General features: G+C 60.9%; 18 protein-coding genes and 1 pseudogene. 12 read left to right on the top strand and 7 right to left on the bottom strand.

Going from position 1 to position 16,890, the window contains the following annotated elements; genetic code table 11:
• Positions 1–63: 63 nt before the first annotated feature.
• The 3 genes from PSTU_RS0117515 (at position 64) to PSTU_RS0117505 (ending at position 2,311) form a co-directional block, all read left to right on the top strand.
• Positions 64–786: an RNA pseudouridine synthase gene (locus PSTU_RS0117515; protein WP_019342314.1), complete on the top strand. Its 723-nt coding sequence runs from the start codon at positions 64–66 to the stop codon at positions 784–786.
• Between the two features lie 145 nt (positions 787–931).
• Positions 932–1,693 (top strand): substrate-binding periplasmic protein, encoded by a 762-nt coding sequence (locus PSTU_RS0117510; RefSeq protein WP_019342313.1) that lies wholly within the window; start codon positions 932–934, stop codon positions 1,691–1,693.
• A 78-nt stretch (positions 1,694–1,771) separates the two neighbouring features.
• Entirely contained in the window at positions 1,772–2,311 is a 540-nt protein-coding gene (locus tag PSTU_RS0117505) for a hypothetical protein (protein WP_019342312.1), read from the top strand.
• A gap of 6 nt (positions 2,312–2,317) precedes the next feature.
• On the opposite strand, the gene PSTU_RS22310 is transcribed toward PSTU_RS0117505, so the two are convergent.
• Positions 2,318–2,509, bottom strand: coding sequence for a hypothetical protein (locus PSTU_RS22310; protein ID WP_019342311.1), 192 nt, complete (start codon positions 2,507–2,509; stop codon positions 2,318–2,320).
• 186 nt (positions 2,510–2,695) lie between these two features.
• Between PSTU_RS22310 and PSTU_RS0117495 the strand changes: the two genes are divergently transcribed.
• Complete coding sequence (locus tag PSTU_RS0117495) at positions 2,696–3,571, top strand: DUF6279 family lipoprotein (RefSeq protein WP_019342310.1); 876 nt, start codon at positions 2,696–2,698, stop codon at positions 3,569–3,571.
• A 39-nt stretch (positions 3,572–3,610) separates the two neighbouring features.
• Here PSTU_RS0117495 and PSTU_RS0117490 read toward each other — a convergent pair whose 3' ends face one another.
• The 4 genes from PSTU_RS0117490 to PSTU_RS0117475 all read right to left on the bottom strand — a co-directional run bounded on the left by PSTU_RS0117490 (position 3,611) and on the right by PSTU_RS0117475 (position 6,690).
• Positions 3,611–4,582 carry an SDR family oxidoreductase gene (locus PSTU_RS0117490; protein WP_019342309.1) on the bottom strand — a complete coding sequence of 324 codons (972 nt, stop codon included), beginning with the start codon at positions 4,580–4,582 and terminating at the stop codon, positions 3,611–3,613.
• An 86-nt stretch (positions 4,583–4,668) separates the two neighbouring features.
• Positions 4,669–5,490, bottom strand: a complete 822-nt coding sequence (locus tag PSTU_RS0117485; protein WP_019342308.1) for an aldo/keto reductase — start codon at positions 5,488–5,490, stop codon at positions 4,669–4,671.
• A complete protein-coding gene (locus PSTU_RS0117480) occupies positions 5,490–5,954 on the bottom strand; it encodes a VOC family protein (RefSeq protein ID WP_019342307.1) in 465 nt (154 codons plus the stop codon). Before PSTU_RS0117480 ends, PSTU_RS0117485 begins: the two co-directional genes overlap by 1 nt.
• Before the next feature lie 100 nt (positions 5,955–6,054).
• Positions 6,055–6,690, bottom strand: coding sequence for a LysE family translocator (locus PSTU_RS0117475; RefSeq protein WP_019342306.1), 636 nt, complete (start codon positions 6,688–6,690; stop codon positions 6,055–6,057).
• A 241-nt stretch (positions 6,691–6,931) separates the two neighbouring features.
• Between PSTU_RS0117475 and PSTU_RS0117470 the strand changes: the two genes are divergently transcribed.
• From PSTU_RS0117470 to PSTU_RS0117445, 6 genes are all read left to right on the top strand, one after another.
• Entirely contained in the window at positions 6,932–7,585 is a 654-nt protein-coding gene (locus PSTU_RS0117470) for a helix-turn-helix transcriptional regulator (protein ID WP_019342305.1), read from the top strand.
• On the top strand, positions 7,582–7,965 hold the full coding sequence (gene csgE / locus PSTU_RS0117465) for a curli production assembly/transport protein CsgE (RefSeq protein ID WP_019342304.1): 384 nt from the start codon (positions 7,582–7,584) through the stop codon (positions 7,963–7,965). Before PSTU_RS0117470 ends, csgE begins: the two co-directional genes overlap by 4 nt.
• Positions 7,962–8,378, top strand: a complete 417-nt coding sequence (locus PSTU_RS0117460; protein WP_019342303.1) for a curli assembly protein CsgF — start codon at positions 7,962–7,964, stop codon at positions 8,376–8,378. The genes csgE and PSTU_RS0117460 overlap by 4 nt, the downstream gene beginning before the upstream one ends.
• A gap of 17 nt (positions 8,379–8,395) precedes the next feature.
• Positions 8,396–9,232, top strand: a complete 837-nt coding sequence (locus tag PSTU_RS0117455) for a CsgG/HfaB family protein (RefSeq protein WP_080571221.1) — start codon at positions 8,396–8,398, stop codon at positions 9,230–9,232.
• Between the two features lie 91 nt (positions 9,233–9,323).
• On the top strand, positions 9,324–9,791 hold the full coding sequence (locus PSTU_RS0117450) for a curli production assembly protein CsgB (RefSeq protein ID WP_413771564.1): 468 nt from the start codon (positions 9,324–9,326) through the stop codon (positions 9,789–9,791).
• A 50-nt stretch (positions 9,792–9,841) separates the two neighbouring features.
• The gene (locus tag PSTU_RS0117445) at positions 9,842–11,116 is read left to right on the top strand and encodes a hypothetical protein (protein WP_019342300.1); all 1,275 of its coding nucleotides are present in this window, start codon (positions 9,842–9,844) and stop codon (positions 11,114–11,116) included.
• A gap of 235 nt (positions 11,117–11,351) precedes the next feature.
• On the opposite strand, the gene PSTU_RS0117440 is transcribed toward PSTU_RS0117445, so the two are convergent.
• Together PSTU_RS0117440 and PSTU_RS0117435 are read right to left on the bottom strand one after the other, a co-directional pair.
• Entirely contained in the window at positions 11,352–12,296 is a 945-nt protein-coding gene (locus tag PSTU_RS0117440) for a class I SAM-dependent methyltransferase (protein ID WP_019342299.1), read from the bottom strand.
• A gap of 174 nt (positions 12,297–12,470) precedes the next feature.
• The gene (locus tag PSTU_RS0117435; protein WP_019342298.1) at positions 12,471–14,435 is read right to left on the bottom strand and encodes a DNA topoisomerase III; all 1,965 of its coding nucleotides are present in this window, start codon (positions 14,433–14,435) and stop codon (positions 12,471–12,473) included.
• Between the two features lie 461 nt (positions 14,436–14,896).
• Here PSTU_RS0117435 and PSTU_RS0117430 point away from each other — a divergent pair, with 461 nt between their 5' ends.
• Both PSTU_RS0117430 and PSTU_RS20965 read left to right on the top strand, forming a co-directional pair.
• Entirely contained in the window at positions 14,897–16,423 is a 1,527-nt protein-coding gene (locus PSTU_RS0117430) for an ATPase domain-containing protein (RefSeq protein WP_019342297.1), read from the top strand.
• Positions 16,407–16,890, top strand: a pseudogene (locus tag PSTU_RS20965) (hybrid sensor histidine kinase/response regulator); the annotation flags it as partial. The gene PSTU_RS0117430 and the pseudogene PSTU_RS20965, both read left to right, overlap by 17 nt.

Raw genomic sequence — 16,890 nt, 5'->3', positions numbered from 1 at the left:
CACTGCTTTTTAGCGTTTGCAGTGGCTCGCCAGGTTTTCCCTTCCGAAACACCCGAGCCCGCCATGACTGACCCGATACGCCTGTCCAAACGCCTCGCCGAGCAGCTCGGCTGTTCCCGGCGCGAGGCCGAGCTGTATATCGAGGGAGGCTGGGTCAGCGTCGACGGACAGGTCATCGAAACTCCCTATTTCAAAGTCGGCGAGCAGCGTATCGAACTGCTGCCCGGCGCCACCGCGTCCGAATTGCCACCGGTCACCCTGCTGCTGCACAAACCCGCCGGCCAGCCTACAGCTGCAGAGGCCGCCGACGCGCTGAAGCAACTGGCCGAGGCCAGCCACTGGAGCGGCGACGGCTCGCGCCTGGCTCCTCGTGCGCGTCATTTCGCGCGCCAGACCGTCATTCTGCCGCTGGAGCAGGCCATCAGCGGCCTGGTCGTGTTCAGCCAGCAGCGCGAGGTGATCCGCAAACTGGCCGATCCGCGCGATGCGCTAGAGCAGGAATACATCGTCGAGGTTGCTGGCGAGCCGGAGGAAGGCGGCCTGGCGTTGCTGGGCAAAGGGATCGGCCATCGCGGCAAGATCCTGCCCAAAGCCAAAGCCAGCTGGCAAAACGAAACCCGCCTGCGTATCGTGCTCAAGGCGCCTCAGGCCGGCGACATCCAGCAGCTCTGCGAAGCCATCGGCTTGCAGATGGTCAGCTGCAAGCGGATTCGCATCGGCCGGCTGTCGATGGCCAAGCTACCGGTTGGTGAGTGGCGTTTTCTCGGCGAACACGAACGCTTCTAGCCGGGCACCGTCTCTGTCATAGCTGCTCGCACGTTGCGGCCGCTGGACTATGCTGATGTCGTGACAAGTGAGAACAAAGCCAGCTGCCGGTCGTCGTCAAAGACCCAGGTTGTCGCCTTTCGCCATCCCACGATAAAGGTTCACCATGCACAGACTCGTCCTGTTGCTGATGTTCGTCCTGCTGCCCTTGGTCTGCGGGGCCCAGCAACGAGTCGAGGTGTGGACCTATCATTTCTCACCGCCATTCATTCTCGAAGACGGCAAAGGGCTGTCGCATGCCTTCGTCGACCTGCTCAACAATGACGCTGCTAACAACCGGCGTTTTCGCTTCGAGCTGGTCAGCCTGCCGCGCAAGCGCCTGGATATACGAATCGCGCAACAACGGCCCGGCGTTCTACTCTGGGCTACGCCATCCTTTGTCACAGTCGCGCGCGAAGCCAACGGGACATGGTCGGAGCCGTTGCTGACGGATCAACAGGACTTCGTCTCACTACCCGATGCCCCCGTTGAATATGGAAGCCCCGAGTCACTACACGGCCTCATCCTGGGCGGCGTGCTGGGGCATCGATACGAAGGGCTCCAGGCGGATATCGCCAGCGGTGCGATTAAGCGCCAGGACGTCCAGAGCGACCTGCAAAACCTCGAGAAGCTACTCACCGGTCGCATCAGCACCTTATTGATTCCGCGCTCCACCCTGCTCTATTACCGTAAAGAGAAACAACTCCGGGATTTATACGTTTCGAACACGCCGCTGTATCAGTTCACTCGACATCTGTGGATCGCCGATACGCTTGGTCAGGCTGCCACGCTGTACCTCGAGAGATTCCTGCGCAACTTGCCAGAGAACCCCGAGTGGCAGATCCTGCTGTTCCATTACGGGCTGCAGCCCATTGCCACCGCGCAATGAGACCGGCTGAACAGCTGTCGAATACGCCGGTCAGATCACGCACTTACACACTTGAATAATAGAGGGAACAAGGCAGCAATGAAGAATGCACTGGTGATCGGGCTGCTCGTCGTGCTGGGCGGCTGCGCCTCTCAGCCCTGTAACCAATCCGGCGACGACGGCAGTTGCCGTGCCGAGCGGTTGCTCTATCAGAACGACTTGCTGCAGGCCAAGATCCTCATTTCCATCGGCGACGAAAACGGCTATGAACTTGCCGATGCGCTACTCGAACGTAGCGCTCGCCTCGATGAACGAGGCGAGATCGAGTTCTACCAGGCGCTGCTGTTGATCCGCCAAGGCCCACAACCCGAACAGGTCCTAAGCCTGCTCGAGGAGGCCCGCGCCAAAGGTCACCCGCATGCCGTGGCGCTGCTCTACAAGATCTATCAGGAGCCCTACCTGCTGGACCAACGCAACGCCATCAAGGCCGAGGAGTACCGCCAGGCCTACGCCGGGCTCGACGTAGCCCAAAGCGGCTATCCCTCGTTCGACAAGGCCCTGGCGCTGGTTTCCCAGCTGGTCGAGCCGCCTCCGCCACTCCCGGAGAGAGAGGACCCGTGCGCCAGTCGGTGCCTCTGACAACCTTCACCGTGGCGTGGGCGTCTGCGAGAGCTTGGGATCCTGTTCCCCATCCAGTACAGCCTGCGCTTCCGCTTCGGAGGCGTACGGTCCCGCAATCGTCTGGCCGTCGATCTCTACCACCCAACAGGTGACCCAGGTTGGTCGCCAGCCCTGGGGCACTTCATTCCCGGTCAAATGTTTGATCCTGCGCTGCATATCCACCTCCGCATTTCTGTCAGGTCTGGGCGTCGCGCTTGCTACGCACTCTGAGTTAGGACAGCGATCGCCGGCGTTTTCTCGCAGAAACAAGCCGTTGCTGTTTTGCCTCGAACTGACGAGGCACTTGCGGCTCTATTGAACAGCGCAACCGAAACCCGTTCCGACATCTAGACGAGGGCTGCGATGCAGATCAGGCAAGCGCTTGGAGGTAAAGCGATTCTGCTGTTGCTGGCATGTGCCGTCGCGTTGTCCGGGTGCAGCCGTATGAATCTGGCCTACCGCAATCTGGACCTGCTGATTCCTTGGTCGCTGAACGATTACCTGGACATGAACCGTGACCAGCAGACGCGTTTTCGTGCGCAATTGCGCGAGCACATCAGCTGGCACTGTCGCACCCAACTGCCGGGCTATCTGGATCGCATCGAGCAGTTGCAGGTTCAGGTCCGCCAGGGATCGCTGGATGAACCCGCACTACGGGCGCACTACGAAAGCGCCCAGGAGGCGATTCAAACGATCGCCCTGGAAATCACCCCGACCACCGTACAACTGCTGCAAGACCTCGATGACAGACAGGTACGGGAACTGGACGAGCAGTTCGAGAAAGACCATCAGGAGCGCGAGGAGAAATACCTGCAACCGCCGCTGGACGAGCAAATCCGTAAGCGCACCGACCGCATGCAAGAGCGCGCCGAGCTGTGGCTTGGCAAAGTCAGCGCAGCTCAACGTCAACGCATCCACGAATGGGCCAGTGCGCTCAGCGAGCAGAATCGGCTCTGGCTCGATAACCGGGCCCAGTGGCAGCGATCACTGGTCGACGCCGTTCGCAACCGTGGCCAGGCCAATTTTGATGAGCGCGTTGCTCGGCTGCTTCAAGACCGAGAGGTCTATTGGACGGCGCCCTATCGCGCCGCCTTCCCGGCAGTCGAGCAGGCCACAATCGACCTGGTCCTCGACCTTTACGACATGGCCGACGCGACCCAGCGTCGTCAGATCGATGAGCGCCTACAGGACATGAGGCGCGACCTCGGTTCGCTGGACTGTCTACCAGAGAAGCCCTGACTAGCTGCAGTCACTGCCCCAGCCCGACAACATGAAACGCTAACGGCGGCGTGCCAGCAGCAGCCCAACGATGCCCGCGGCGGCAATGCCACCGGCCAGCAGCAAAGCGCGCTGGTGTTTCCCGTCACTGCGCCAGCCGCCGTCGATTCGGCGCTCGCCCAACGCCGGATAAAACAGGTTGCCCGCGGACGGCGCGACACGATCGGCACGGCTCAGTGCGGCGCCCGTAAACAGGCCCGATAAACGATCGAAGCCCGGCGTAATGAAATGGGCAAAACGAAGCAGCGTCGCAGCCAGCCCGACCGAGGTCGTATGCCGTGGATGCAGGGCGAGACTGACCATCGCATCCGCTACCTGACGCGGGTCGCACAAGGGTGACGGCGGCTGTAGCGAACGACCGGCGAAGTTACCGCCGTCCCGAAAACCGGGGGTATCGACCATCGAGGGATACACATCGCAGACGTGAATGCCCGGCCACTGCGCCAGCTCGCCGCGCAGCGCATGGGAAAACCCGCGCAGGCCGAACTTGCTCGCCGAATAGGCCACGGCGTACGGCTGCGGCACCCAACTACCCACCGATTGCGTGTTGATCAGAATGCCGCCGTTCTGTTGTTTGAAATACGGCAGGACCACATGCGCACCGCGCAAATAACCGATCAGATCCGTCTGCACGACCTGTTCGTGGGCGTCCAGCGGTGTTTCGTCAAATGCGCCGACCGCTCCGACACCTGCGTTGTTGATCCAGATATCGATAGAGCCCCGCCCGAACTCAGCGGCCGCGCTGGCCAGTTGCTCGACCGAATCACTGAGCGTCACGTCGGTCGGCACCACCAGCGCCTCGGCCCCCAAAGCGCGGCATTCATTGGCCACTTCGTGCAACGCTTCCTCGTCACGCGCCGCCAGAACCACTCGGGCCTGCTCACGCGCAAACGCTTGTGCTGCTGCGCGGCCGATACCGCTGGAGGCGCCAGTGATGACCACCACCACGCCGTCGAGTCTGGACTCGCTCATCTTCGTTTCTCCGGTTTGCTGTCAGTCATAAGCTGACACCTGCCGCGAGGCAAACATTCCTCCCGCAGCACCCAGGCGGCGAAGTTTCAGACCATCTGCAAAGGCTCGGATCTGGAGGGCGGCGGAAAGGCCTTATCGAGCAGATCCAGGTCGTCGGCGCTCAAGCTCAGCTCCGCCGCGCTGGCATTTGCTCGCAGATGAACAGGGTTGGATGACTTTGGAATCACCAGCACCTGTGGCTGGCGCAGCGCCCATGCCAACGCGATCTGGGCAGGTTCCGTATTGTGTTGCCGTGCCACGTCGAGGATCGCCTGATGGCGTAACAGGTCCCCGCCCTGCCCGAGTGGGCAATAAGCCATGACGGGCATGCCTTGCATTTGGCACCAGGGCAACAGATCGAACTCGATGCCACGCTCCTGCGGGTTGTAGAGCACCTGATTGACAGCACAATCCGGCGCATCCAGCTCGCGCATGTCGCCCAGATCCAGGTTGGATACACCCCAACGGCGAATCTTGCCCGCGTCTTTCAGCCGCTCGAATGCCTCAACGGTTTCCGCCAGCGGATACTGGCCACGCCAGTGCAACAGGTAGAGATCGATGCAGTCGGTACCGAGACGACGCAGGCTGCGCTCGCAGGCCTGCGGGATACCCTTGCGGCTGGCGTTGTGCGGGTAGACCTTGCTGACCAGAAACACCTGATCCCGGCAGTTGCGGATCGCCTCGCCGACCACGTCTTCGGCACCGCCTTCACCGTACATCTCTGCGGTATCGATCAGGGTCATGCCTAATTCGATACCCAGTTGCAACGCAGCCACCTCATTGCGGCGCGCTGCCGGATTCTCGCCCATGTGCCAGGTACCCTGCCCGATCACGGGAACGCTGGCGTCGGCTAGCTCGAGGCAACGCATCAGCAGTCTCCTCGCGGAGCGTTTTGCTCGGCGACCGGCTCGGCCCAGGGATCATAGGTGCCGAAGTTCCACAGATGCCCCTCGAGGTCACGACAGCTGAAACCACGGCCGCCGTAGTCCTCGTCTTTCAGCTCGACGACGATCTCGGCTCCGGCCGCCTTGGCTTTGGTATAGAGGGCGTCGGCACTGTTGACGATCACATAGATGCTTTGTGTAGAGATGCCGCCGACTTCGTCCGGCTGCCTGACCTGGCGGCCATATTCGGAATCCGCTACCGGCCCCAGCATCAACATTCCGCTGCCGAAACTGAGCTGGGCGTGAATGACGCCGACTTGTGCGTCTTCGATCACGCGCTGCTGCTCGAAATCAAAAACCTGGCAAAGCCATTTCAGCGCCGCAGGTACATTCCGATAGCACAAACAGGGAATCAGGTTGGACGTGGTGTTCTTGCTGTACAGAGACATGAGCGCTCCTTCCGGTTGCGCGGTTGCGTCCATGAAAAACGCACCGCATACCTGTGAGACCGAAACCGCCGCTGACGTTCCCAAACATGGCCCATGCCGCTTATGCCCGCTCAGCCAAACCGAGACGGATACCCAGCCCGATCAACACCGAGCCGAGCATGCGGTCGAGCCACAGACTCAAACGACGATTACCGCGCAACGCCGAACTTGCCCGGGCGGCCAGATACACCATGGCGCATTCCACAACGACCGCTACCAGCACAACCAGCACACCCAGCACCAATAGCTGCAGTGCTACTGCGCCGTGGTCGGGCCGTATGAACTGTGGCAGAAACGCCATGAAGAAAATGGCCGCTTTGGGATTGAGGACGTCCACCAGAATGCCCTGGCGATAAGCCTGCCAAACGGTGACTCGAGGCACCGCTTTGAGATTGAGCGACGCGGCAGACCCAGCAGAGCGCAACGCTTGAACGCCAAGATAAAGCAGATAGACCGCACCGACGTATTTGACCACGGTGAAGGCCAGTGCGGAGGTCGCGATGATGGCGGATATGCCCAGGGCAGCGGCCGCGACATGAACCAACGCACCGCTACAGACCCCGCATACCGAAGCCACTCCGACCCGCCGCCCACCCGACAACGTGCGCGAAAGAACGAACAGCAAGTCGGGCCCGGGCGATAGATTGAGCGCCAGCGCAGCCGAGAAGAACACTACCCAGAACATCGGCTCGGACATCGCCGTCACCTGCTACTCATAAAAATGACCGTTGAATGTAGTCGGGCATGCGTCTGTTTTCCACTTCTCACCGCCCCTCAACTACATGGCGCGATGTGTTTCGTCGGAAAACAGGCGAAATCTCACAACAACGACTTTTTATTGTCACCACCCTGAACTATCTTTTCCCGGGCAATGTCAAAGCGCCAGTCCCGGCCATGGATTTCCGGCGCACCACAGTCTTTTCTGCAAAGGAATGCATATGTTCGATGAAGCCCCCGCGGTGCTCGCCTCGCCTACCCGCCTCGTCCTGCTATCCAATAGCGAATTGCTGGATGGCCAGCTTCAACAGCACCTTCTTGGATGTCCAGACTGGCAGTTGCGTCTGGCGCGCAGCAGCACGCTGCGTCCCGGAACCGTCGACGCGGATCTGGTCCTGCTCGACGTAGGCAGCTTCACGGATGAAGATTGCCTGCGCCTGCTTCGACAACTGCGCGACACCTCAACAGCACTGGTCAATGTCCCAGCCGATCAGGCGCGGCGGTTGCTGGTTCAGCACCCCTGGATCAAGGGCGTGTTCTACCCGAACGCCAGCCGCAATAATTTCAGCCGCGGCGTCGCCATCATCCTCGAGGGCGGCGACTGGTTGCCCCGTGCGCTGATGGAAAAGCTGCTGGGTCGCTACCGTCAGCTGACTCACGCCTCGCGCGCCATCGACGACCTCTCGGTACGGGAGAAGCAGATCCTGGCCTTGGCCGGCAAAGGCCTTTCGAACGCTGAGATCGCCGAGGCCCTGCACCTGAGCACCCACACCATCAAAAGTCATATCCATAACGCCCTCGGCAAACTGGGCGCGTCCAACCGCGCGCAGGGGGCGTCGCTCGTGCTTGGACATGTCGGCGAGGCCGGTATATGAAGGCGGCCTGTCTGGGCCTGATGCTGCTGATCAGCATCCAGGCCTGTGCCGACGAGGCCGAACTCAAGGGGTTCATCACCAACAACACCGTTTCCCGGTCCGGCCAGGAGTTCTACCGCAAGTTCTGCGAACGCCTGAACAGCACCAGCGCGCTGGATTTCAACCTGGCCGTTAAAGAGCGCCCATCGGCGCGCTGGGGGATTCTTGTCTGGGTGGAGCATAACAACCAGCCGGTGTATCGCCGCTTTCTGCAACCGAACGTCAGTGACATGGAACAGACCGCTTATGAAGCAGCGGATTTCGTGCTGCAAGAAGTAAACCGTAAGAAAGTCGAAGCACTATTCGAAGACACCATTGACCTCGCGAGGGATGAGTTATGAACCGGCTACAAGAAAAAATTACCGGCGTCTTCTTGGGCGGATTGCTGCTCAGCTCCGGCCTGAGTGCGACCGAACTGGTTTACACCCCAGTCAATCCATCGTTTGGCGGCAGCCCCCTTAACGGCGCATGGCTACTGGGTAGTGCTCAGGCGCAGAACGACAAGAAGGATCCGGACGCCGTTGAATATGATCGGTCGATTTATGAACGTCCGTCCGACCTGGAACGCCTGACCAGTCAGCTCGAATCAAGCCTGCTGAGTGAACTGCTGAGAGATGCGCAATCAGGCGAGACCGGCTCACTCACCACCACAGACTTTTTTGTGCGTGCTTACAACGGCGATGCAGGCTTACTGATCGTCGAAATCACCGACCGGGTAACCGGCGAGATTTCCGAAATCATCATTGGTCAATAATCAGGGAGAGAAAGGCCATGAGAAGCCTATTTGTAGCCATCGGGATGATGGCTGTTCTGCAAGGCTGCGCCGTACGCGAGCCAATGTCGGCAGACCAGGAAACCCCAACACTCACGCCGCGGACCTCAACCTACCAGGACCTGCTTGAACTGCCTCGTCCCCGGGGCCCGTTGGTAGCAGCGGTCTACGGCTTTCGCGACCAGACAGGGCAGTACAAGCCCAGCCCGGCCAGCTCCTTTTCGACGGCGGTCACCCAGGGCGCAGCGAGCATGCTGGTCGATGCCATGCAGGCAAGCGGCTGGTTTGTCGTGCTTGAGCGTGAGGGTCTGCAGAACGTGCTAACCGAGCGCAAGATCATTCGTGCATCCCAAGCCAAGCCGGACGTGGCCCCCAATATCCAGGATGACCTGCCCTCGCTACTAGCGGCCAACATCATCATGGAAGGCGCCATCGTCGCCTACGAAACCAACGTGCGCAGTGGCGGACAAGGCGCTCGCTATCTAGGCATCGGCGTCTCGCAGGAGTATCGGGTCGACCAGGTCACGGTCAACCTGCGCGCCATCGACGTACGCAGCGGCCAGGTGCTGTCCAACGTGATGACCACCAAAACCATCTATTCCATCGGACGCAGCGCCAACGTCTACAAGTTCATCGAATTCAAGGAACTGCTCGAAGCCGAGGCCGGCTATACCACCAACGAACCGGCGCAGCTTTGTGTACTGTCCGCCATCGAGGCGGCCGTTGCTCACCTCATCGCCCAAGGCGTCGATCGTCGCCTTTGGCAAACGGCCGACAGCAGCCCCGCAGTCGAGGAGCAACTGGCGAAATATCTCGGCACGCCAGCCAATCCATAACAAACGAAGCGGTTTCACCCGTTCGATGGATTTGCACGATCGCGGTTTAAGTCAGGATGACCTACCGCGACTTAACTAGGGATGAGTAATGATGGACGCGCAAAGGATTGCCCGCCAAGCGCTGCTGCCGCTGCTTTTCGCAGCGCTAAGCAGCCCTATTCTCCAGGCCGCTGGCCTTCCCAATTCGCTGGATCTGGCGCCTAACGAAATCGCCTCTAGTCGGGCCCAGATGGTCGCACTGGGGCAAACCGGTACTACCGCGAGCAACCTCGCTCTCGTCGCGCAGGCCGGGGACAGCATGGCGGCAGACATCACCCAAACCGGCAACGTACTGGAGGCCTTCATTCTCCAGAGCGGCTATGCCCTCGATGGCTCCATCGAGCAGCAAGGCAGCCACAACCTGGGATTAATTGTTCAATCGGGCAGCCACAACGAGGCCCGTATCGAACAGTACGGCGCATACAACAACGCGCTGATCGAACAGACCGGCACCGGGCATCGCAGCAGCGTCACGCAGCATGGCCAAGGTCTGAGCGTACTGGTCCGCCAGTACCGCTAAAAAAGCACCACCAGGAAGTACCGCTGAAAACATTCCATGGAGATACAACAATGTTCAAGATCAAACCCCTTGTAGCTGCCCTGCTGACCGTCGCCGCCACCCAGGCTATGGCCGCCAATAACACGTCCGAACAACGCCAGAACGGTGTCAACAATAGTGCCGAAGTCACCCAGAGCTTCGGCAGTTCAAACTCGGCCAAACAGGTGCAGAGTGGTTGGGGCAACGGCGCGATGGCCGAACAGACCAACTCGTCTTCTTCCTCTGCGCTGCAAACCCAGACCGGCAACTTCAACAAGGCAGACGTCGACCAGAACCTGACTATTAACAGCAGCTCCGTGCAATGGCAGTACGGGTTCAACAATGAAGCCAGCGTCAGCCAGGATAGCGTGGTATACAGCAGTGCCGGACAGCGTCAGGAAGGACGCCGCAACGTTGCCAATACCGAACAGAACGGCACCTATGGCGTTGATGCCTTCACCAAGCAAGTAGGCGCGGACAACTCCGCCTCGAGCTATCAGTTCGCGGCCAGTGGTAGCAAAACCGCCTTGTTCCAAGACGGTGATTCCAACAACGCTACCGTCAGCCAGTCCTTCAGCGCCAGCGACCGCGCCCTGATTGATCAACGCGGCGAACAGAACGATGCCACGGTTGTCCAGACATGGAGCGTTGGCTCGGTCGCCGAAGTCGAACAGGTCGGAACCGACAACGATGCTTATGTGAATCAAACAGGCTTGAGCCAGGAGGCTTATACCTATTCGAGTGGTGAGCGCAACGATCTGGCTGTTTACCAAAGCGGCAGGAATCAGAACGCATTCGTATACCAGCAAGGCAACGACAACCAAGCCGACGTCACTCAGAAGAACAACGGCAACACCGCGAAGGCCAGCCAGTACGGGGCCGGCAATGCGACCTCGATCGATCAGAATGGCCGCGACCAAATCGCCACCGTAGATCAGCGCGGCGGCTATAACGACGCCACTGTCGATCAGTACGGCAGGAGCAACTCGCTGGACTTCGACCAGTCGGGCTTCGGTAATACGCTGACCGCTGTACAGGAAGGGACCGGAAATAGCATCACCGGCTCCAGCAACATCGCCAACAATGACGTCGATATTGCCCAGGACGGTGATTACAACCTGGCCAACGTCAACCAGTTCGGTTTCGGCAACGACGCCACCGTCTCCCAGTATGGCGACAACCTTCAGGCTACGGTTGCGCAGAATGGCGCAGGAAACGAGGCATTGGCCGTTCAGAGTGGCCTGGGCAACAATGCGCTGATCACCCAGGCAGGCATCAACAACATGGCAATCGTTACGCAACACTAATACCGCCACACGCGAAACTGCCGGCCCTGTGCCGGCAGTTTCGTTTTCAACGCTGGTCTCACGGCGCGAGCGAAAGGCCGAAAAGATTGACTGGCCCGACGCTGATACGTCGTGTCTGGGCGCCCTGCCCTGCGGGCTAGACGTTAAAGGACCTGCCGAGCAGTCACCACCGTTTCCGCAGTCGTGATGAACAACATGCGAAAGCGCTGACCGCCCCACCTTATACCCGCACCATCTACGGTAGGCAGCGATTGAACACAAGAGCTTTGAGGCCACTGCTGGGACTGATATCAGGGAATTCCGGCGGGTTTTCCAGCCGCACCTGAAACACCAGCTCCGCCGCTTCGGCCGCCATAGTCTCGATGAGGAAATCAGGCCCGGTATCCGGGTCGTTGATGCAGGCCAGTACTGTCCCATTCTCCGTGAGCAGCTCCGGCAGGCGCCTGAGGATTTTTTGGTAATCGCGGCTCAGCGCAAAGCTGCCTTTCTGAAATGACGGAGGATCGATGATTACAAGATCGTAAGGGCCGGTCTTCTTCACCTTGCCCCACGACTTGAACAGCTCATGGCCGAGAAAAGTAACCCGGCTCAGGTCATGTTCGTTGAGGCGATGGTTATCGCGCCCACGACTCAGCGCCGCGCGCGCCATGTCGAGGTTGACCACATGCTCCGCGCCGCCAGCGATAGCCGCCACCGAAAAGCCGCAGGTATAAGCGAACAGGTTCAGCACACGCTTGCCCCGCGCCTGCTGCTGTACCCAGCGCCTGCCGTAGCGCATGTCGAGAAACAGCCCGTTGTTCTGCTTGATGCCCAGGTCGAGCTTGTAGCGCAGGCCGTTCTCGCTGATTACCCATTCCTCGACCGGCTCGCCAAGCAGCCGTTGCATATGGCTGTCCGGCAGGTAGCGGTGCTGCAGCAACAGCGTATGCGCCCCGCTCGCCGCCCATGCCTGTGCTCCGGTCAACGCCAACAGGATCTCAACAAACGCCTCCAGTTCCGCCGCCGCCGGCTCGCGAAACAGCGACACCAGCACAACGCCCTGCAGCCAATCCACCGTGACGTGCTCGAGCCCGGCCCAGCAGCGACCGCGACCGTGGAAGATCCGGCGAGTTTCGTCGGGCACCTGGCCCAGGGCTTGGGTGAGGTGTTGCTGGAGGGTGGCGAGGGCGTCGGGCTGCATGATCGGGTCGTCTCGAAAAAGGCGCGCGCATTCTAAACGCGAACTGCCGGGCCTGCAGGTCCGATGGCCGTCGATGCTGCGTCACCCCAAGCGCAGGAGCGCGTGGAACGGCGTTTGCTTTGGACCACAGCGCCCCGGTGTCTCGGGTGTTAGCCGGACGTGATCGCGCAGCCCTCACGCCGGGCTGGGTGACTTCGCTCCCCGGCGCTTGCGAGGCGAGGCTTCGCGGCCGGTGCTCTTGCGCATCTTCCAGGGCACGGCACGACTGACAGATGCGGCCGGGCCGGTAATGGTCAGGCGGAGGCCTTTGCAACGCTCGACCTGCTTGCTCATCCAGGCCGATTGCTTGGTAACAAACTCGTCCAGGCTCATTTCCCCGCTCTGCACCATGTCCAGCGCCTGCTCCCAGATCGCCGTGGTGCCGGGATCGGCGATGGCGCGCGGCACGGCGTCGATGAGGCTGAAGGCCGCCGGCGTGGCCGCCAATGCTTTGCCCTGTTTGGTCAGGTAGCCACGGTCGAGCAGGCCTTGAATGATTCCCGCGCGGGTCGCTTCGGTGCCAATGCCGGTGGTGTCCTTGAGCTTCTGTTTCAACTTCGGATCGTCCACCAGCTTGGCCACGTTTTTCATTGCTTTGATCAGATCGCCCTCAGTGAAAGGCTTGGGCGGCTGGGTCCACAAATCTTTGAGCGCGACATCAGCCACCGGGTAGATCTGCCCCTGCTGCAAGGCCGGCAGGCTTTGCGTCGCCGCGGTCGTTGCAGCCGTTGCATCAACTGACCGGCTGCGGCTGGCCGCGACGGCTTCGGGCAAGGCGCGCTTCCAGCCCGGTTCGACGACTTGCTTGCCCACCGCTCGCAGCGCCTCGCCAGCACAATCGAAATCCGCCTGCGTGCGGTCGTACTCGTGGTTGGGCAGAAACTGCGCCAGGTATCGGGCGCGAATCAGCGTGTAGACGGCACGCGGCTTGCCTGTCAGCCGCTCCAGCGAACGGGCCGCCGCGGTCGGGATGATGCCGTGATGCGCGCCCACCTTGCCATCGTTCCACGCGCGCGATTTGCGCCGAGCGTCAAGGTACGGCTTGAGCACAGCTAGGGTCGGGTCAGCTCCGGCCAGCGCGCCAAGGATCGCGGGCGCCTCGCTGTGCTGGCTCAACGGCAGATAGCCGCAATCGCTGCGCGGGTAGGTAATCAACTTGTAGGTTTCGTACAGCGACTGGGCGATATCGAGGGTTTCCTGCGCGCCGAGCCCGAGCTTTTTCGAGCAGATTTCCTGCAACGTACCGAGATCGAACGGCAACGGTGCCGCTTCACGCATGCGCTCGGTCTTGAGTTTCTGCAGCCTCGCCTTAGCGGTCTGGCGCATGACATCTGCAGCCTGCTGCGCAAGATTCCGGTCGAGGCAGCGGCCCTGATCATCACAGCACTCTTCCGCTGCTCGCCATTGCGCGGTGAACGGCACGCCGTCGCCAAGCAATTGCACGTCGATAGCCCAGAACGGCAGCGGCACGAAGTCGGCGATGCTGCGATCGCGGTCGACCACCAGCCGCAGCGTCGGCGTCTGCACGCGGCCCACCGGCAGCACGCCTTGATAGCCGGATTGCCTTCCGAGCAGAGTGAACAGCCGGCTCATGTTCATGCCGATCAGCCAGTCCGCCCGCGACCGGCCCAAAGCAGACTGATACAGATTGAAGGTGTCCGCACCGGCACGCAGCCCGCCGAGCGCCTTGCGGATCGAGGCATCATCCAACGCCGACAGCCATAACCGCTGAATCGGCCCGCGGTACCGGCAATGCTCGACCAGCTCGCGCGCGATCATTTCGCCTTCGCGATCGGCGTCGGTGGCTATGACCAGCTCCTGCGCCTCGCCCAGCAGACGCTTGACCGCCTTGTATTGGCTTGCGGTCTTGGGCTTCACCTGCATTTTCCAGCGCTCGGGCACGATGGGCAGATCCGCCAGCACCCAGCGCTTGTAACGCGCGTCATAACTATCCGGCGGCGCGGTTTCCAGCAGATGACCAATGCACCAGGTCACCGTGACGCCCGCACCCAACCAGCAGCCATCGCCACGCCGCGTAGCGTCAAGCACCTGGGCGATGTCCTTGGCCTGGGAAGGTTTTTCGCAGAGAAACAGCCGCATCGGGTTTTTACTGAATCACTTATGGATGGCGCACAGCATGCGCAGCGATGATGCCCAAGGCAACATTTATCTGTATGGATAAACAGTCGTTAGCCGCCCTTCGTCAGCTTGGCCGGTAGACTTCAGCGCAACAAGCGAAACGCCGACCGGCGTCGTAAGGCCGGCCATTACAGGCGTGACAAGGCCGTCTGGGCGCATCCGCCAAACCGACCGATACGGAACGGGCGCTGGAAAAGCGAGTCGGATTAGCTGACTGCGCCCCTCGGCTATCGCCTGCCGACCACCTGTAATAAGCTCGCTCGGCATGCCTCTGACGATCCTTCGAGAGGTTTTTTGCCCGACCGCCTACACGGCATTTTTCGGGCGTGTCCGGCATGGCCTTCTCTGCTTCAGGGTTACGGTCGGCTGGAACAACAAACGCGGCTTTCTTTTCGGACAGAAGCCTGCGCAAGGAGTATGGAATGACCGATTCAATTGATCCTTCCTTCAACCCGGACGACGAACTCCCACGTATTTCCACCGGCAGCGACGGCCTGGACGATATTCTCGGCGGCGGCCTCGACGCCAATCGCATGTATCTTTATGAAGGCAGTCCGGGTGCGGGCAAAACGACCATCGCCATGCAGTTTCTGCTCGAAGGCGTCCGCCAGGGTGAGCGCGTGCTCTACGTGACCCTCTCGGAAACCAAGCAAGAGCTGGAACTGGTCGCCAAGCGCCACGGCTGGTCACTTGACGGTATCGACGTGTTCGAACTGGTCACGCCGGAAGACAGCCTTGATCCGGACCTCGAACTGACCGTGCTGCACCCGGCCGAGATGGAGCTGAGCGAAACCACCCAGCAGGTCTTCGACCGTGTGACGCAAACCAACCCGACCCGGGTAATCTTCGACAGCCTGTCGGAAATGCGACTGCTGGCGCAGAGCCCGTTGCGCTATCGGCGCCAGGTATTGGCGCTCAAGCACTTCTTCACCACCCGCCGTTGCACCGTGATTCTGCTGGACGACCAGACCTCGGAATCGGGCGACCTGCAGTTGCATTCGATCTCACATGGCGTAGTCATGCTGGAACAGTTGGCTATCGACTACGGCGCGGAGCGGCGGCGTCTGCGTGTGGTGAAGATGCGCGGCATCCAGTTTCGCGGCGGCTATCACGACTTCGTCATCCGCAAGGGCGGGCTGCAGATCTTCCCTCGCCTGATCGCGGCCGAGCATCACTCCCGTTACATTGGCGAAGCGGCGTCTTCGGGCAACCCCGCATTGGACATGATGCTAGGCGGCGGTCTGGAGCGCGGCACCAACGCGCTGTTCGTCGGTGCCGCTGGCGTCGGCAAGTCGTCCTTGGCGCTGAGTTTCGCGGTCGCCGCATGCAAGCGCGGCGAGCAGGTCTCCTTCTTCGTCTTCGACGAAAACATCGGTACGCTGTTGACGCGCGGTCGTTCGCTGGGGCTTGCCATGGAGCCCTGGATCGAACAGGGCATGCTGCATCTGCAACAGATCGACCCAGCCGAGCTGTCGCCCGGCGAATTCACAGCAGCCGTCAGGCGCAGTGTGGAAAAGCAAGGCTCACGGCTAGTGATCCTGGACAGTCTCAACGGCTACCTGCACGCAATGCCGGACGGCCGTTTCCTGATCCTGCAGATGCACGAACTGCTGAGCTATCTGGGACAGAAAGGCGTAATCAGCATCATGGTGCTGGCTCAGCACGGGCTGGTGGGCCCGATGGATACGCCAATCGATATCAGCTACCTCAGCGATGCGGTTATCATGCTGCGCTACTTCGAACACGCCGGCATCGTTCGCCGGGCCTTGTCCGTCATCAAAAAGCGCAGCGGGCGACACGAAAACACCGTTCGCGAGTATCGACTCAGCACTACCGGCGTACAGGTCGGGCCACCGCTCAGTCACTTCAGCGGAATTCTATCGGGCGAGCCGGAATACACCGGTGATGCGACTCAGCTACTGACAGACGAGCATGACAACACCCACTAAACCAGAGCAACCGTGGATTGCCGTCTACGCGCCCATCGGCCGGGATGGCCCGGCCACAGCCGAACTGCTACGCCGCAGCGGCATGGATGCAGTGGTCTGTCACGGCGTCGATGAGGTGCTGCAACACGCCGAAACTGATGCTGACGCAGTGTTCATCGCCGAAGAAGGCCTGTTCGGCCATGACCTGCAAGCATTGTCCGGCTGGGTCGAGCAGCAACCGGCCTGGTCGGATTTTCCCTTCGTCGTTCTCACCAGCAAGCACCAGCAGCCGGCGGTCGCCGCCTGGAGACAGCGGATGGTGGCGGCGCTGCGCAATGTCTCCCTGCTCGAACGTCCGGTGCAGAGCATCACCCTGACCAGTGCCGTCCAGGCTGCCGTGCGCAGTCGCCTGCGCCAGTACGAAGTGCGCGCCTTGATCGAAGCCCGCGAACGGGCCTCGCAGGAGCTCGAAGCATTGGTAGTCGAGC

This window comes from Stutzerimonas stutzeri SDM-LAC, from assembly GCF_000235745.1.
In the GTDB taxonomy this organism is placed as follows: Bacteria; Pseudomonadota; Gammaproteobacteria; order Pseudomonadales; family Pseudomonadaceae; genus Stutzerimonas; species Stutzerimonas stutzeri_H.
The sequence above is the reverse complement of the archived record's forward strand: the minus strand, read 5'-3'. Positions and strand labels throughout refer to the sequence as shown.

Excerpts from the sequence above, each read along its gene's own strand:
- PSTU_RS22310 (WP_019342311.1), bottom strand. The coding sequence starts at position 2,509 with ATGCAGCGCAGGATCAAACATTTGACCGGGAATGAAGTGCCCCAGGGC.
- PSTU_RS0117430 (WP_019342297.1), top strand. The coding sequence starts at position 14,897 with ATGACCGATTCAATTGATCCTTCCTTCAACCCGGACGACGAACTCCCA.
- PSTU_RS0117450 (WP_413771564.1), top strand. The coding sequence starts at position 9,324 with ATGGACGCGCAAAGGATTGCCCGCCAAGCGCTGCTGCCGCTGCTTTTC.
- PSTU_RS0117475 (WP_019342306.1), bottom strand. The coding sequence starts at position 6,690 with ATGTCCGAGCCGATGTTCTGGGTAGTGTTCTTCTCGGCTGCGCTGGCG.
- PSTU_RS0117445 (WP_019342300.1), top strand. The coding sequence starts at position 9,842 with ATGTTCAAGATCAAACCCCTTGTAGCTGCCCTGCTGACCGTCGCCGCC.
- PSTU_RS0117485 (WP_019342308.1), bottom strand. The coding sequence starts at position 5,490 with ATGCGTTGCCTCGAGCTAGCCGACGCCAGCGTTCCCGTGATCGGGCAG.
- PSTU_RS0117480 (WP_019342307.1), bottom strand. The coding sequence starts at position 5,954 with ATGTCTCTGTACAGCAAGAACACCACGTCCAACCTGATTCCCTGTTTG.
- PSTU_RS0117470 (WP_019342305.1), top strand. The coding sequence starts at position 6,932 with ATGTTCGATGAAGCCCCCGCGGTGCTCGCCTCGCCTACCCGCCTCGTC.
- PSTU_RS0117490 (WP_019342309.1), bottom strand. The coding sequence starts at position 4,582 with ATGAGCGAGTCCAGACTCGACGGCGTGGTGGTGGTCATCACTGGCGCC.
- PSTU_RS0117460 (WP_019342303.1), top strand. The coding sequence starts at position 7,962 with ATGAACCGGCTACAAGAAAAAATTACCGGCGTCTTCTTGGGCGGATTG.
- PSTU_RS0117440 (WP_019342299.1), bottom strand. The coding sequence starts at position 12,296 with ATGCAGCCCGACGCCCTCGCCACCCTCCAGCAACACCTCACCCAAGCC.
- csgE (WP_019342304.1), top strand. The coding sequence starts at position 7,582 with ATGAAGGCGGCCTGTCTGGGCCTGATGCTGCTGATCAGCATCCAGGCC.
- PSTU_RS0117435 (WP_019342298.1), bottom strand. The coding sequence starts at position 14,435 with ATGCGGCTGTTTCTCTGCGAAAAACCTTCCCAGGCCAAGGACATCGCC.
- PSTU_RS0117495 (WP_019342310.1), top strand. The coding sequence starts at position 2,696 with ATGCAGATCAGGCAAGCGCTTGGAGGTAAAGCGATTCTGCTGTTGCTG.
- PSTU_RS0117515 (WP_019342314.1), top strand. The coding sequence starts at position 64 with ATGACTGACCCGATACGCCTGTCCAAACGCCTCGCCGAGCAGCTCGGC.
- PSTU_RS0117505 (WP_019342312.1), top strand. The coding sequence starts at position 1,772 with ATGAAGAATGCACTGGTGATCGGGCTGCTCGTCGTGCTGGGCGGCTGC.
- PSTU_RS0117455 (WP_080571221.1), top strand. The coding sequence starts at position 8,396 with ATGAGAAGCCTATTTGTAGCCATCGGGATGATGGCTGTTCTGCAAGGC.
- PSTU_RS0117510 (WP_019342313.1), top strand. The coding sequence starts at position 932 with ATGCACAGACTCGTCCTGTTGCTGATGTTCGTCCTGCTGCCCTTGGTC.